The 15,805-nt window shown below is 69.5% G+C and carries 13 protein-coding genes; 10 read left to right on the top strand and 3 right to left on the bottom strand.

The features are described from left to right. The first annotated feature begins 128 nt into the window (after window positions 1–128). From N7925_RS27080 to N7925_RS27055, 6 genes are all read left to right on the top strand, one after another. A complete protein-coding gene (locus N7925_RS27080) occupies window positions 129–821 on the top strand; it encodes a DUF3105 domain-containing protein (protein ID WP_274345437.1) in 693 nt (230 codons plus the stop codon). Then, window positions 818–1,564 carry a DUF305 domain-containing protein gene (locus N7925_RS27075; RefSeq protein WP_274345436.1) on the top strand — a complete coding sequence of 249 codons (747 nt, stop codon included), beginning with the start codon at window positions 818–820 and terminating at the stop codon, window positions 1,562–1,564. The genes N7925_RS27080 and N7925_RS27075 overlap by 4 nt, the downstream gene beginning before the upstream one ends. Window positions 1,565–1,955: 391 nt before the next feature. Continuing rightward, window positions 1,956–2,381, top strand: a complete 426-nt coding sequence (locus N7925_RS27070) for a CBS domain-containing protein (protein ID WP_050357946.1) — start codon at window positions 1,956–1,958, stop codon at window positions 2,379–2,381. Between the two features lie 121 nt (window positions 2,382–2,502). Next, window positions 2,503–2,988 (top strand): hypothetical protein, encoded by a 486-nt coding sequence (locus N7925_RS27065; protein WP_274345435.1) that lies wholly within the window; start codon window positions 2,503–2,505, stop codon window positions 2,986–2,988. A gap of 80 nt (window positions 2,989–3,068) precedes the next feature. Continuing rightward, window positions 3,069–4,691, top strand: coding sequence for a multicopper oxidase family protein (locus N7925_RS27060; RefSeq protein ID WP_274345434.1), 1,623 nt, complete (start codon window positions 3,069–3,071; stop codon window positions 4,689–4,691). A 121-nt stretch (window positions 4,692–4,812) separates the two neighbouring features. After that, window positions 4,813–6,567 carry an NAD+ synthase gene (locus tag N7925_RS27055; protein WP_274345433.1) on the top strand — a complete coding sequence of 585 codons (1,755 nt, stop codon included), beginning with the start codon at window positions 4,813–4,815 and terminating at the stop codon, window positions 6,565–6,567. A gap of 183 nt (window positions 6,568–6,750) precedes the next feature. Here the strand turns inward: N7925_RS27055 and N7925_RS27050 are convergent, their stop codons facing one another. Continuing rightward, window positions 6,751–7,836 (bottom strand): 3-oxoacyl-ACP synthase III family protein, encoded by a 1,086-nt coding sequence (locus N7925_RS27050; RefSeq protein WP_331618166.1) that lies wholly within the window; start codon window positions 7,834–7,836, stop codon window positions 6,751–6,753. Window positions 7,837–8,426: 590 nt separating this feature from the next. Here N7925_RS27050 and N7925_RS27045 point away from each other — a divergent pair. Continuing rightward, the gene (locus tag N7925_RS27045; protein ID WP_274345432.1) at window positions 8,427–9,749 is read left to right on the top strand and encodes an acyltransferase domain-containing protein; all 1,323 of its coding nucleotides are present in this window, start codon (window positions 8,427–8,429) and stop codon (window positions 9,747–9,749) included. Between the two features lie 251 nt (window positions 9,750–10,000). On the opposite strand, the gene msrA is transcribed toward N7925_RS27045, so the two are convergent. Next, window positions 10,001–10,531: a peptide-methionine (S)-S-oxide reductase MsrA gene (gene msrA / locus N7925_RS27040; RefSeq protein ID WP_265602018.1), complete on the bottom strand. Its 531-nt coding sequence runs from the start codon at window positions 10,529–10,531 to the stop codon at window positions 10,001–10,003. Window positions 10,532–10,681: 150 nt separating this feature from the next. Continuing rightward, window positions 10,682–11,446: an SDR family oxidoreductase gene (locus N7925_RS27035; RefSeq protein ID WP_274345431.1), complete on the bottom strand. Its 765-nt coding sequence runs from the start codon at window positions 11,444–11,446 to the stop codon at window positions 10,682–10,684. Window positions 11,447–11,604: 158 nt separating this feature from the next. On the opposite strand from N7925_RS27035, the gene N7925_RS27030 reads away from it, so the two are divergent. From N7925_RS27030 to N7925_RS27020, 3 genes are all read left to right on the top strand, one after another. Further along, complete coding sequence (locus N7925_RS27030; protein WP_274345430.1) at window positions 11,605–12,213, top strand: TetR/AcrR family transcriptional regulator; 609 nt, start codon at window positions 11,605–11,607, stop codon at window positions 12,211–12,213. A gap of 1,016 nt (window positions 12,214–13,229) precedes the next feature. Next, complete coding sequence (locus tag N7925_RS27025) at window positions 13,230–13,994, top strand: thioesterase II family protein (RefSeq protein WP_265602015.1); 765 nt, start codon at window positions 13,230–13,232, stop codon at window positions 13,992–13,994. Window positions 13,995–14,597: 603 nt separating this feature from the next. Next, complete coding sequence (locus N7925_RS27020; RefSeq protein WP_274345429.1) at window positions 14,598–15,788, top strand: PucR family transcriptional regulator; 1,191 nt, start codon at window positions 14,598–14,600, stop codon at window positions 15,786–15,788. Window positions 15,789–15,805 lie beyond the last annotated feature (17 nt).

Here is a 15,805-nt window from a genome sequence, read left to right as displayed (position 1 = left end):
CCGGTTCTCCGTCCGGTTCTCCGTCCGGTTCTCCGTCCGGTTCTCCGTCCGGTTTTCCGCCCGTCCGCGCGCATCGGTTCACGGACCGTCCCCCTCCTCCCGGCCCCTTCGCAGAAGGACTCGACGACATGAGCTTCGACACCCGGTCCCCCCAGCCCCAAGCCCCCGACCCGCGCGCCCGCGCCACCCGCAACCGGGCCATCGCCATAGGGCTGAGCGCTGCCGTCGTGGCCGGTCTCGTCGCCTTCGGCTCGTACCTGCTGCTGGAGAACTCCGAGGCGAACGAGAAGTCCGACGACGCCTCGGCGGCCCAGGACCGCAAGCACCCCGGCGGTCACGGCGACTCCCACGGCAACGCCACGGGCGCGGCCATCGAGGGGCTGAAGTCCTGGGACGCGGCGAAGCTCGGCCGCGAGCACGTCGCGGGCTCGGTGGACTATCCGATGAAGCCTCCGGTCGGCGGCGACCACAACCAGTCCTGGATGAACTGCGACGGCGACGTATACGAAAAGGCCCTCCCGGACGTCAACGCCGTGCACTCCCTGGAGCACGGCGCGGTCTGGGTCACCTACAACGGCAAGGCCGCCGACGCCGATGTCGCCGCGCTGGCCGAGCGCGTCAAGAAGACCCCGTTCACGCTGATGAGCCCGTACGCCGGTCAGGAGGGCGCGATCATGCTCAGCGCCTGGGGCAAGCAGGTCGCCGTCGACTCCGCCGGGGACAAGCGGGTGGACCAGTTCCTCGCCCAGTACGTCCAGGGCGCGCAGACCCCCGAGCCCGGCGCACCCTGCACCGGCGGGCTGGCCACGGTGCCGCAGTGACGGCCGAGGAGTGGACAGTCGAGGACAACGCCGTCGCGGAGCGGCGGAAGACCCGGCGCGTCCGCCGGGCGGCCGGTGCCGCCGTGGCCCTCGCCCTGCTCTTCGCGGGGGCGGCCACCGTCGCCTCCGCGCGGGGCGACGGGGACGGCTCGGGAGCGGGGGGCGCGTCTGTTCGCGTTCCGAAGGCCTCGTCCGCCGACGCCGGGTTCGCCCGGGACATGGCCGTCCACCATCAGCAGGCCGTCGAGATGTCGTTCGTCGTCCGCGACCGCACGGACGACGAGGACGTACGCCGTCTCGCCTACGACATCGCCAACACCCAGGCCAACCAGCGCGGCATGCTGCTGGGCTGGCTCGACCTGTGGGAGCTGCCGAAGGTCGCCCCGGGCGGGGAGCAGCCCATGGCGTGGATGGCCGGTACGGGTGGGCACGAGCACGGCGGGCACGGCTCGGGCGTTGCCGGGGCGGGTTCCGGTGCGGACGGGGTGCTCATGCCCGGCATGGCGAGCCGCTCCGAGCTGGCGCGGCTCGGCCGTCTCGACGGTGAGGAGGCCGAGGTGTTCTTCCTCCAGCTGATGACGGACCACCACAAGGGCGGCGTCGACATGGCCGAGGCCTGTGCGTCCCTGTGCGCGGTCCCGGCCGAGCAGCGGCTCGCCCGGGGCATGGTCGAGGGCCAGCAGTCCGAGCTGGGGCTGATGCGGGACATGCTGGCCGATCGGGGTGCCTCGCCTCGGTCCTGAGTCGGGGTCGGGGGGCTGGGGGCCTGCGGCCTGGGGGTCGGGCCTGGGGGGGGGCCTGGAGCTCCGGGGGGGCTGAGGCTGCGAGGACCTGAGCCCGGGGCCCTGAGATGCGCCTCGGCCCGAAGCCCAGAGCCCGAAGCCCGGAGCCCGGAGCCCTGGAGCCCGGAGCCCTGGAGCTGAGCCCGGAGCCCTGGAGCCCGTCGTCCGGGCCTCGGCCCGGACGGTCCTGAGCCCGGGGCAGCGGCCCGTACGACGGGTGCGTCAGCTTTCGTCCTCGCGCCGGCGCACCCGAACGGGTGATGTGCGGTCGCGCGGCCCCGGCGGGCCGGTGACGATGGGTTGCGCTCGGGGCCGTACGGCAGTGCCATCGGCACGCAGGAGGAAATCCCCCATGACGACCGCCAAAGACATCATGCACAGCGGGGCCCGCTGGATCCCGGCCCACGAGACGCTCGACCGTGCGGCGCAGCTGATGCGCGAGCACAACGTGGGCGCGCTTCCGGTGTCCGCCAACGGTGACTCCGACCGGATGGTCGGCATCATCACCGACCGCGACATCGTCGTCGGCTGTGTGGCCAAGGGCCACGACCCGGCGAAGGTCACGGCGGGCGATCTCGCGCAGGGCACGCCCCGCTGGATCGAGGCGGAGGCCGATGTGAACGCGGTCCTGGAGGAGATGCAGACCCATCGCATCCGCCGGCTGCCCGTCGTCGAGAACAAGAAGCTCGTCGGCATGATCAGCGAGGCCGACCTCGCTCAGCACCTCACCGAGGAGCAGATCGCGGGCTGGGCGGAGAAGGTCTACTCCCGCAGCTGAGCGCCCGTACGAAGGTGGCCCGGCGCCCACCCCGCTCCGGCGGGGTGAGGGAATGGTGAGGGAAAGGTGCCGGGCCGCCCCCGCCCCGGACCGCATACCCGCCAGGGGTAGGGTGGCCCGCATGGCGGGCAGGACGCGGAGCAGGAGCGTGACGTACGGGCAGCTGATGCTGTTCGCCGCTCTGCTGTTCGGCATCGTCACCATGCATACGGTCGGGCATCCGGCGGAGCACGGCGGTTCGTCGACGCCGCCTGCCGCCATGGCCGAGCACCTGGCCCAGGCCCCGGGCCAGGATCGGGCCGCAGGTCTCGACCCGGCTCCGGGCGTCGCCGAGGTCCAACAGCCCCAGCAGCCCCAGCAGTCCCGGCAGTCGCCGCACGACTCTCCTGGCTCCGGCGCGCCCATGAGCGGCATGGATCCGCTCTCCGTCTGCCTCGCCGTCCTTGGCGCCTGGGGCCTCGCTCTCCTCGGTTCCTGGCTGCTCGGGCTGCGCGCCGACGGGCGACCTCTCGGTACGCCGGTGGGTGCGGGGCTGCTGCGGGCCCTGCGGCCGATTCCGCCGCCCCGGATATCGGTGCTCGACAGCGTCTCGGTGCTGCGTATTTAGGAGTGGGCGTCTCACCTCCGCTCTCTCTCTCCAGCAGTAGCAGCCCTCCAGTTCTTCAGTTCTTCAGAGGTGTATTCGGCATGCCCACGCAACCCACTCGACGCGCCGTGCTCGGCGCCGCTCTCGCCGTCGCCGGTACGGGAGCCCTCGCCGCCTGTTCCGACGGGGGCGGAGGCGATCACGGCGGAGGCCACTCCCCCGGCGGAGCGCAGGACTCCGGTACGTACGTCTCGCCCGGCGGCAAGGAAGTCGAGGCGGCGGAGGCGGCGCGCGGCTCCGGCCCCGTGCGCGAGGTCTCCCTCACCGCCACCCGGGCCCGGCTCGACCTCGGCGGCGGGCGGACCGTCGCCTCCTGGGCGTACGGGGACCGGCTTCCCGGGCGCGAGGTGCGGGTGACGGCCGGCGACACGCTCGCCCTGACCCTCGCCAACCATCTGCCGGAGCCCACCTCCCTGCACTGGCACGGCCTCGCCCTGCGCAACGACATGGACGGGGTCCCCGGGCTGACCCAGCGGGACATCGCGCCGGGGGCCGACTTCGCCTACCGGTTCGCCGTCCCGCACCCGGGGACGTACTGGTTCCACCCGCACTCCGGCGTCCAGCAGGACCGGGGGCTGTACGCGCCGCTGATCGTCGAGGACCCGAAGGAGCCGTTGGCGTACGACAGGGAGTGGGTCGTCGTCCTCGACGACTGGGTCGACGGGGTGGACGGGTCCACTCCGGACGCCGTCCTCAAGGAGCTGTCCGGGGGCATGGGCGGCGGGATGGACCACGGCGCGCACACCATGTCGGGCGAGAAGGACGAGGGGGACAAGGGGGACGGGAAGGACACGGCGGACGGGAGCGGTGACGGGCCCTCGCGGATGATGATGGGGGCCACCAGCGAACTGCTCGGCGGGGACGCCGGTGATGTGGCCTACCCGCACTACCTGGTCAACGGGCGGGTGCCGCAGGACCCGTCCTCCTTCTCCGCGCGGCCCGGCGACCGCATCCGGCTGCGGATCATCAACGCCGGTGGCGACACCGCCTTCCGGGTCGCGCTCGGCGGGCACCGGATGACCGTGACGCACACCGACGGGTTCCCGGTCCGGCACACCACGGGTGACGCGCTGCTGCTGGGGATGGGCGAGCGGTACGACGTCCTCGTCACCGCCGGCGACGGGGTCTTCCCGCTGACCGCGCTGGCCGAGGGGAAGAAGGCCGGGAAGAGGGAGGCGTCGGCGCTGGCCGTGCTGCGGACCGGGAGCGGGGCGGCGCCCGCCGCCTCCGTACGGCCCAAGGAGCTGGACGGGAAGCTGGTGGAGGCGGGGCGGCTGGCTCCGGACCCGTCGGTCGCGCTGCCCTCCCGCGCGCCGGACCGGACGATCCGGATCCGGCTCACCGGCGGGATGGCGAAGTACGACTGGGCCTTCGACGGTCAGCCGTACAGCGCGAAGCAGCGGCGGCCGGTGGAGGCGGGCGAGCGGGTGCGGGTCGTCTTCGACAACGGGACGGCCATGTGGCACCCCCTCCATCTGCACGGGCACACCTTCGCGCTCGGCGGGAACGCCGCCGGGGCCCGCAAGGACACCGCGATCGTGCTGCCGCACCGGTCGCTGACCGTGGAGTTCGACGCCGACAACCCCGGGCTGTGGATGGTCCACTGCCACAACGTCTACCACGCGGAGGCGGGGATGATGACGGTCATCGGGTATCGCGGCTGACCCTGCGATCCTCGGCGGGTCGGAGCTGATAGCCGCTTCGACCTGCGGTTTCGGTGGGCCGGAGCAGATTTTGCCCGGCCCGCCGGGACATCGCGTCAGAAAGACGATTACACTGGGCTCCGTGCCTCAACTACGCCTCGCACTGAATCAGATCGACTCCACCGTCGGCGACCTCGCCGGCAACGCTGAGGCGATCGTCCACTGGACCCGGCACGCCGCCGAGCAGGGCGCTCACCTGGTGGCGTTCCCCGAGATGGTGCTGACCGGATACCCCGTCGAGGACCTGGCCCTGCGGTCGTCCTTCGTCGAGGCCTCGCGTCAGGCGCTCCGCGCGCTGGCCGCCCGGCTCGACGCGGAGGGCTTCGGTGAACTGCCGGTCGTCGTCGGCTACCTGGACCGCTCCGAGCACGCCGCGGCGCGCTACGGGCAGCCCGCCGGCTCCCCGCGCAACGCCGCCGCCGTGCTGCACCGCGGCGGCATCGCCCTCAACTTCGCCAAGCACCACCTGCCGAACTACGGGGTGTTCGACGAATTCCGGTACTTCGTGCCGGGCGACTCGATGCCCGTCGTCCGGATCCACGGCATCGACGTGGCCCTCGCCATCTGCGAGGACCTGTGGCAGGACGGCGGGCGCGTTCCGGCCGCCCGGTCCGCCGGGGCCGGGCTGCTGCTGTCGATCAACGCCTCGCCGTACGAGCGGGACAAGGACGACACCCGGCTGGAGCTGGTCCGCAAGCGGGCCCGGGAGGCCGGCTGCACGACGGCCTACCTGGCGATGATCGGCGGCCAGGACGAGCTGGTCTTCGACGGCGACTCGATCGTCGTCGACAAGGAGGGCGAGGTCGTCGCCCGCGCCCCGCAGTTCTCCGAGGGCAGCGTCATCCTCGATCTGGAGCTGCCCGCCGCCGAGGCCGTGGCGCCCTCCGGTGTGGTGGACGACGGGCTGCGCATCGACCATGTAGTGCTGTCCGACCGGCCCGTGGACGCGTACGAGCCGGAGCTGGCGGGCGGGTACGCGGAGCGGCTCGGCGACGAGGAGGAGATCTACTCCGCGCTGGTCGTCGGGCTGCGCGCGTACGCCGCGAAGAACGGTTTCAGCAGCGTGCTGATCGGGCTCTCCGGTGGCATCGACTCGGCGATCTGCGCGGCCATCGCCTGCGACGCGCTCGGCGCACAGCATGTGTACGGCGTCTCGATGCCGTCGAAGTACTCCTCGGACCACTCCAAGGGCGACGCGGCCGAGCTGGCGCGGCGGACCGGGCTGAACTTCCGTACGGTGCCGATCGAGCCGATGTTCGACGCGTACATGGGGTCGCTCCAGCTCACCGGCCTCGCCGAGGAGAACCTCCAGGCGCGGCTGCGCGGCACGATGCTGATGGCCCTGTCCAACCAGGAGGGGCAGATCGTGCTGGCGCCGGGCAACAAGTCCGAGCTGGCGGTGGGCTACTCCACGCTGTACGGGGACGCGGTCGGCGCGTACGGGCCGATCAAGGACGTCTACAAGTCGTCGGTCTTCCGGCTGGCGAAGTGGCGGAACCGGGCCGCCGAGGAGCGGGGGCAGACCCCGCCGATCCCGGAGGCCTCGATCACCAAGCCGCCGAGCGCGGAGCTGCGGCCGGGGCAGGTCGACACGGACTCGCTGCCGGACTACGACGTCCTGGACGCGATCCTGGAGATGTACGTCGACCGGGACCAGGGTCTGGACGCCATCGTGGCGGCCGGGTTCGACGCGGAGTTGGTGGCGAAGACGCTGCGGATGGTGGACGCGGCCGAGTACAAGCGGCGGCAGTATCCGCCGGGGACGAAGATCTCGCCCAAGGGGTTCGGGAAGGACCGGCGGCTGCCGATCACGAACCGGTGGCGCGAGTCGTCGTAGCCGGGTGGGTGGGCGGTTACCGGGGGCGTCCGGTGGCCGCCATTGTCCTCGGGCGCCGGACCGGCTGGAGGCCGCCGAGGCGTTTCTCCGACCTCTGCTCGGTGACGGGGCCCGACCGGTCCGGCAGCCCGTTCCCCCCGTCGGGCTGCCGGACCACCTGGGCTCAACCGTCGCGCTCACCGGTCACCACCGCAGGAGCATCAGTCCTGTGCTCATTCCTCCTCCGAAGCCGGCCAGCAGGACAAGGTCACCGGGGGCGATCTCCTGGCGTGCGGCGGCCAGTGTCACAGGGAGGGACGCCGCGCCGGTGTTGCCGTACTGCTCCAGCGTGCGGTGGACGACGGCCTGTGACAGATCCAGCTCCGGCAGCAGTTCGTCGATCATCCGGCCGTTCGCCTGGTGCGGGACGAAGTGCCGTACCTCTGCCGGGTCGACCTCGGCGTTCGCCAGAAGACTGTGCACCGCGCCCGGCAGCCTGTCCCTGACGAAGGTGCGCACTCCGTAGCCGTTCATCGTGAAGTAGTGCAGTCCATCCTGCAGCGACTCCTTGGACGCGGGGATGCGGCTGCCGCCCGCAGGCACCTTGATCAGGTCGTGGTGATCGCCGTAACTGGCCAGGTGGGTGGCGATGACTCCGCGCCCCTCCGGCACGGGGCCGACGACCACCGCTCCGGCGCCGTCACCGAACAGCGAGACGGTGCGCCGGTCGGCCGGATCGATGATCCGGGAGTAGATGTCCACGCCCACGACCAACGCGAACCCCCCGGGCGGCACCATGCGACTGGCCGCCTCCGCCGCGTAGACGAAGCCGCTGCACACGGCGTTCAGGTCGAAGGCCGCGGCATGACGGGCTCCGATCCCGTCCTGGAGCAGGCAGGCTGTCGGCGGCTGGGGCGAGTCGGGGGTGGAGGTGGCCACAACGATCAGAGAGAGCTGGTCGGCGCTCAGACCGGCGTCGCGCAGCGCTTCGTGTGCGGCCTGTTCCGCCAGATCGGACGCGGCCTGGTCCGGATGGGCGTACCGCCGGGCGCGAATGCCGGTCTTGGTCTCGATCCACTCACCGGTCACACCGGCCCAGGCGCCCGCCTCGTCGCTGCCGACGACGCGTTCGGGCAGATACGCACCGCAGCCCAGAATTCCGTTGGCCGTCTTCCCGCCTCCCGCATTCCGGTGGAACGGTGCCGTCGGCGTCGCACTCCGGGCCGTCCCGTCCGTATCCGGAGGATGGCTGCCGATCCCGTCGGAAGCAGCCTCGTCGTGGCTGCTCACCGCCCAGGATGCGAGGGCGCACCCACACGGGCAGTCATCTCGGTGATTCATCTCGTCTCCTTACGGCCTGCGGCAAACCGATGCGGCCGTTCTCCTTTACCGGGACTGCGAATCGGCGGCGGGCGGATCGCATTCCGCCGGCATCGGCTCCTCCGCAGCGCCGGTGCCGATGATCTCCATGCGAGAACTGCCGAGTACGAAAAGTTCGGGGAGCTCACGGGTGTTCGCCGAATGGGACGTTCAGCGAGAAAGGTGATCTGACACTTGACCACAGAAGGACGCCTTGAACTGCGATGACGCGAGATTCTCGGGGCACGGGGGCACAGGACCCACTGGAACATTGAGGTAGGCGATGGATGAGAACTCAGGATCGATAATTGTCGCGACCTAGTGGACCTGGACGACGAGCAGTCTCTCTGCCGAAAACCGAGACGACTGGAGACGGACTGTTCCACATCGTTCGACCACAGCTGGTAACTGTCCGGTAATCGTGCTCTGCGGGGTGGATTACCGAACGATGGGCGAAGGCGGCGCGAGCCCGGGATATCTTGCGATCGCAGTCGACTCATTGGCAGTGATGAGGAGTTCTCGTGACCAATTCGGCCATACAAGACGTTCCCGTCGGCGCCGAACCCGGCACGGTGCCGTGGGTGCTGTCCGGGCGGAGTGAGGCGGGCCTGCACGCCCAGGCCTCCCGCCTGCTGGCCCGGCTCGATTCCGACTCGGCGCGGAACGTCCTGGACGACGTGGCCGAGGTGGGCCGATCACTGGTGGCGGTCGGCGCGGCGAACGAGTACCGGGCCGTGGTGCTGGGGCGCGACCGTACGGAGCTGCTCGCCGGGCTGCGTGCGCTCGCCGAGGGACAGAGCGCGGCGAACGTGGTCAGCGGGCGGGCGCCGAAGCAGGTGCGAGGGGACATCCGGCCGGTGTTCGTCTTCCCCGGCCAGGGCACCCAGTGGGTCGGCATGGCGGTGGAGCTGCTGGACACGTCAGCCGTGTTCGCCGAGTCGATCCGTGACTGCGAACGGGCGTTGTCGCCGCACGTGAGCTGGTCCCTGGAGGACGTGTTGCGGGGCGTCCCCGGGTGCCCGCCGCTGGACCGCGTGGACGTGGTGCAGCCGGTGCTGTTCTCGATGATGCTGTCGCTGGCCCGGCTGTGGCGTTCCTTCGGTGTCGAGCCGGCGGCCGCGGTCGGCCATTCGCAGGGCGAGATCGTGGCCGCGCACGTCGCCGGCGCGCTGTCGCTGGAGGACGCGGCCCGGATCGTCGCGCTGCGCAGCCAGGCCTTGATGAAGATCTGCGGCCGCGGCGAGATGCTCACCGTGCTCGCGCCGGGCGAGCAGGTGCGCGCGATGCTGGCCGACTGGGACGGAGCCCTGTCGGTTGCCGCGGTGAACGGACCGGCCACCATCACGGTGTCGGGCGACACGGCCGCGATGACCGAGTTCGGTGCAGCGCTGTCCGCGGCCCGGATGATGCGCTGGCGGCTGCCCGGCGTGGACTTCGCCGCGCACTCGGCGCACGTCGAGGATCTGCGGGACACCCTGCTCGACCTGGCGGCCGAAGCCACGCCGGTGCGCAGCACCGTGCCGTTCTACTCGACGGTGACCGGACAGCGCATACAGACCGATGAACTGGACGCCGAGTACTGGTACCGGAACCTGCGCCAGACGGTCAGGTTCGCCGACGCCGTCCGTGCACTGGCCGAGGACGGTCACACGCTCTTCGTGGAGTGCAGCGCGCAGCCGGTACTCACCGTCGGCATGCAGGACATCGTCGACGAACTCGGCCGCTCGGCCGTGCTGATGGCGACCCTTCGCAATGAGGACGGCGGAATGGGCCGGTTCTTCGCCGCGCTGGCGGAATCATATGTGCAGGGAGTCGCGGTGGACTGGACGGCCGCCTTCGAGTGATTTCCCTCTGTCCGCGGCGGCGCCACGGACATTCGAGACCGAGCAGGCCCTGGCCGACGCGCCGGCCAGGGCCTGCTCTTTTCGGTCATTCTCTTTTCGGTCGTTCCGCTGCCCCGGCCCTTGCGACCTATCCCGCGCACAAGCGTCGGATCCACCGCCGCCACGAACCTGGAGCAGTGCGTTTCATCGCTGCCCCGGACATCGCAGCGACTCTCGTCCGTCAGGGTCGGCCGACCGGACAAGCAGGCTTGTCAGTTGACCTCCAGCCCCAGAGTGCGGAGCTTCGGCTGGATGACCGACCGGCAGTAGGGCTCGTAGCGGTGCTTGTTGTAGAAGTCCTGCTGATCGGCGTCCGCCACGATGAACTGCCCGGACGGCCGTACATCGGTCACGATGTCGCCGTCGAGCTTCTGCCGCACCAGATCCATGATCTTCTCCGCGGCCGCCCGCTGGTGCTCGTCGGAGTAGAAGATCGTCGAGTGGTAGATGGAGCCGCGATCCGCGCCGCTCTGGTTCGGCGTAGTCGGATCGTGACTCTGGAAGAACAGGACGAGTATCTCTTCGATGGACACCTCGTCCGGCTGGAACGTCACCTGTACGGCCTCGACGAATTTCTGCGGGTTGTGCCCGGAGCGCTGGTAGGCCGCATAGTCGGGCGGGGGGCCGTCGTCTCCTGCGTAGCCCGCGACACTTGACGTGATTCCGGGCGTTCGGCGCGCTACGGCATCAAAGGACCAGAAACAGCCGGGACCGAGCGTAAGAATCTGTTCGTTACTACTCATGGGCTCTTGATCCACCATTCAGAGTTGTCCCCGAATTCTTCAGATAAACCTTTGGAGCGATCGTACCAGCATTCAACTTCTTTGGTTTGCCGGAGGCGAATCACATTTCTCCTGCCACGAATGGGCATATTCTTTGCAGGCAGTACGCGATCAGGTGCGCGGACCGAGGAACAGGCCGCCGCTCGCGTTGATGACCTGACCGGTGATCCAGCGCGCGGCGTCGGAGGCGAGGAACGCGACGACCTCGGCGATGTCGTCGGGACCGCCCAGCCGGTCGAGCGCGGTCGCCGCCGTGACGCTTTCGATCAGACCCGGCTCTTCGAAGACGGCCCCGTTGGTCGCCGTCCTGGTGACGCCGGGAGCGACCGCGTTCACCGTGATCCCCCGGGCCCCGAGTTCGTTCGCCAGCGTCATACTCATGGTTTCGACCGCCCCCTTGGTCATGGCGAAGGACGTCTGGCCGGCATTGGCCACCCGGGCCGCCACGGACGACATCGTGACGATGCGGCCACCGTCGCGCAGCAGGGGCAGTGCGCGCTGGATGATGAAGTACGGGGCGCGCACATTCACCGCGAAGAGGTGGTCGAACTCCGTGCGCGTGGTGACTCCGAGCGGTCCCGCGGGGGCGGCTGCCGCGTTGTTCACGAGGATGTCGAGAGGCCGCCCGGAGAGACCCGATTCGACCCCGTTGAAGAGCGTCTCGACGTCGTCGTCCTCGCCCAGCGGCGCGCGGACGCTCCACGCGGTTCCGCCGGCCCGTTCGATCTCCTCGACCGTCGCGGTCGCACCGTCCTCGTCTCTGCCGAAGTGCACGATGACAGCCGCGCCTTCCACCGCCAGCCGGACCGCGATCGCCCGCCCGATGCCCCGCGATGCTCCGGTCACCAGGGCCGTCCTGTCCGCCAGACCGCTCACGACAATCCTCTCAGTCCGCTCACCACGAGATTGTTGATAGCAACTACCAAATTGGTAGTAACTATCAACAAGGTAGTGTTTACCACATGACTGACAGACACTCAACCTTGCGCGCTCAACGCCGAGTCGAGACGCAGCGTGCGATCCAAGCGCACGCTGTGCGGCTGTTCACCGAGCGCGGATACGACGCCACGACCGTGAACGATGTCGCCGACGTCGCGGGCGTGTCGCCGATGACCGTCTACCGGCACTTCCCGACCAAGGAACACCTTGTGGTCATCGACCAGCACGGCAGGCTCGTCGCCGAGCGAATCGCCGCGTCGTCCGCCGAGGAGTCCCAGGTCAGCCGTATCGGCGGTGCGCTCATCGACTGGGCCGAGGCGATGACGGGCGGCGGTCGCGGCCGCGAAGGGACGGCGGAGAAGCAGTTCCTCCTCGCCCTCCTCCGGCTCATGATCGCGACGCCGGCCCTGCGGGCGAAGCACCTGGACAACCACTACGCCCTGCAGAAAGCGATCGCCGACGCCCTCACGGACGAGGACACCGATCCCGACACGCTGTTCCACACCCATGTGGTGGCCAGCGCCTGTCTTGCCGCCATGCACACGGCGCTGGTGCGCTGGACGGAGGAGGACGGCCGGCCCGAACTGCCCGGCCTGATCGCCCAGGCGCTCGCCGCCGCCTTCGGCGACGACAGCGTGAGGGGAACGGCGAAGGCGCCCCGGTCCGACCGGCCCGGCCAGGACCCTCACCGCGTGAAGAGGTAGTCGGCCCTGCCGTTCTCGCGAGGCTCGTCGCCCTACCGGTCCACCGCACGGCGAAACGCACGGCGGATCCCACGGCGACGGACGGGAGCGCACGGACCTGTCGGTGCGGGTCGAGATCAACTGGCCTCCCCTCAGCGGTCGGTCACGTGCGCCTCGCCTGGTTCAACGACTGACGCACGATCTCGACGGCACCTCTTTCGGCCCAATCGGGACTGCCCCCACGTGCGGGCGGGGCGCGGTTCCCGCCACGCGCACGGTCCGAGGACCGCGTCGGGTGGCCGGATCGCCATCGTGGGCGGACCGCTCCCGTGACGGGCGGGCCGTCTTCGCCGTCCGGTCGAGTGGAATGATCGTGACGTTCACCTTCTCCGCGCGGACGGACCGGCAGATCATGCCCGGCGAGCGCTTGCTTTCGTGAAAGGCAGAGGTTTTTCTCAGAACCTCAAATGTTGCCGCCCACTCTCCGGTGAGCGGCCGCGGCCGCTCCCATCCCCGCGCCGAGCGATCTTGGTCACCGTCCGGTCCGACGGCCCGGGGAACTCGGTCGCGTCCCGATCGCACATGCCCGAGCACCGATTCGCGAACTTGTTACCCACCTGTCGTCAATTATTCTGCGGAGAGCTGCGTGAATCTTTCCCATCCGAGGCCATTCACTCGCACATGGAGGCGCTCCGCCACGTACCATGTTGTCCCGGGATAACTCCGGAAGGCACAGACCCGTCGTATCCCGCGAGGTGACGGCGTCCGAGAACAGGCCGCCGATGGTCCCATTCCTGTGCCGCCCCATGGCGAGTCGGTGCTGTCGAGCCGATGAGAGTCGAGCGGCTTTGAACTCAGTGGGGGCGAGGTCCTCGTCGTCGAGGTACTCGTCGGGGGAGAGAAAACCACCATCGGCAAAACCCCTCCGTGCGCCGTGGAGCCACTCCTGATTCTTCGCACAAGGAGATAAGGAATCGCCTCGGCCCCGCCGTCACTTTTTCTGGATTCTGCTTCACATACTCCGAGAGGCACCCTTCATGAGCACTCTGCCCGGTGAGTCCCCCTGGCTGCGGAATTTCCGCCCCGCCCCCGACGCCCCCGTACGCCTTGTCTGCCTGCCCCACGCGGGCGGCTCGGCCACTTTCTACGTCCCGGTCGCCCAGGCGCTGTCACCCGGCGCCGACGTGCTGGCCGTGCAGTACCCGGGCCGCCAGGACCGACGGCGCGAACCGCTGATACCCGACGTCGGCCTGCTCGCCGACCGGATCGCGGAAGCGCTCGCTCCGTACAACGACAGGCCCCTCGCGCTCTTCGGGCACAGCATGGGCGCGCTCATCGGGTTCGAAGTGGCGCGCCGCCTGGAGGCGGCCGGGACAGTCCCGGCCCACCTGTTCGTCTCCGGACGGATGGCCCCGCCGGTCAGCACCGCGGACCGCTGGCACCTCGCCGCCGACAAAGACCTCGTGAACGAGGTCAAGTCGCTGGGCGGCACGGACACCTCGTTCCTCGACGACCCCGAGCTGCTCGGCATGGTCCTCCCGGCCATCCGCAGCGACTACCAGGCCGTCGAAACGTACGCGCACGAGCCCGGGCCCGCGCTCAACTGCCAGGTGACCGCCTTCACCGGGGACAACGACCCCAAGGCGGACGTGGACCGTGTGCTGCTCTGGGGACAGCACACCACCAAGAGCTTCACGGCCAGGGTGTTCCCCGGCGGCCACTTCTACCTGATCCAGCACATCGACGCCCTGCTCCGTACGATGTCGACCCAGCTCTCCCTCAGCCCCGCCACTGCGCCGTAGGGCCCGGGAGATCGCGCACCGGTCGGGCGGAGTCGGTTCGGAGCGGGAAGCCGGGGGCGGGGCGACGCACACCGCCCCGCCCCCGGCAGACGCCGTGCCCCACCCCCGCCGCTTCCCGCGTGGCAGGTTGGTGCACCATCCCGCACGTGCCGAACGGCCCCTCCCCACGCGCGGTGCGAGACGCCCCTTTCCCTGATGGTTCTCAGCATTTTTCCGGTGTCGATCCCGCCCACCGGGCGAACCGCACGCGCATGGTTCCGCGTCGGCGCACCGCGTTGCGAACGAATACCACCCACCGGTAATTCTGCCCACAGGGCACAGTTACCAGAAAATTACCGGCCGCGAGAGAACCCATGCCAAACTCATGCCATCGCGTTCGCTTTCCGGTACGGAGGCTACTCGTTGACAAGCTATCCGATAGTTGGAGTCACCGTTCCCGCACCATCCCAGATCAATTCAACGTATTCGCTTCTGCATTACCTGCACCCAGCTGACGCATCCGTACTTCAATCCCCGACCACGGCCCCGAAACTCGTCGAGGAAGTAATTCTCCGAGCCGGTGCGGGTACCGCCGGTTGGGCGATCGAAAGAAGTCACCTGTTAATGGCAGAGCTGGCCGGGGAGCCGTTCGCCCGCTTCGACCAGAATTCCTACAGTGAAACACGACTGGTCGAGGCCATAGCGCTCGGAATCGCCCTGCGACTCGGCGGCGTAAAAGAGATAACCGAACTGCTTTCCGCTGAAATCACGAATGCCATCCGTGAACGCATAGCGGTAAACACGAAGGTCGATCTCCTGCTCCGCTATGTTCGAGCAGTGCATGCGAGTTTCACCCGGGAGCTTTTCGAATTCCGAAACGCGATCATTCCCGCCGCCGACCAGCTCGCCATGATGCGGACCATCTCGGCCGACCTCTTCGAAGGCATGGAGATCCTCTCCGCCGCCGTGGCCGAAAAATTCAGCGCCGAACGCAGCCGCTGGTTCGCCGGCTCCGTGGGCGAGCGCTTCGAGCTGGTGTCCGAGATTCTCAAGGACAAACCGGTCGACACCCGGCAGGCGCTGAACCAGCTGCGGTACGACCTGACGCTCCACCACGTCGCGCTGGTCCTGTGGCAGGACGAGATCACCCCGGACAGCAGCCGCGAACTGGAGACCACGGCGCTGCGCCTGCTGGACCAGGTCGGCTGCTCCTCGATGCTGCTGCTGCCCGCGGGCCCGGGGCGCCTGTGGGCCTGGGGCGGCCGCGCCACCGACCGCGCGGCCGAACTGCGGCGCTCGGGCGTACCGGTGGACGTGCCCGCGCACATCCATGTCGCGTCCGGGCTGCCCGGTGACGGGGTGGTCGGCTTCCAGCGCTCCCACGAGCAGGCGATCACCGCGGAGCGGGTCAGCCGCTCGACCGAGCGCGGAACGTCCACGCTGTACGACTACGGCGATCTGGAACTCGTGATACTGCTCGGCGACGACACCGAGGCCACCGCGGACTTCGTCCGCCGCGAGCTCGGTGCGCTCGCCGAGGACAACAAATCCATGGCCGCCCTGCGGGAAACCGTGCGGTGCCTGCTGGACAACGAACGGGCCGTCGCCGTCACCGCCAAGCATCTGCACATCGCGAAGAACACCGTCGTGTACCGGGTGAAGAAGGCGGAGCAACTGCTCGGGCGTTCCTTGCGCGAGGACCGCCTGCGCCTGCATCTCGCCCTGTACCTGGCGGAGCGGCTCGGCTCATCGGTACTGACCACACATGGTCCCGGGACGGGACTGGAGCACTCGAATCGGGCGGTGTCAAAGTGAGTGGCAAGCAGAACAAG

Source organism: Streptomyces sp. CA-278952 (genome assembly GCF_028747205.1).
Classification (GTDB): Bacteria; Actinomycetota; Actinomycetes; order Streptomycetales; family Streptomycetaceae; genus Streptomyces.
This window is presented reverse-complemented; position numbering and strand designations above follow the sequence as displayed.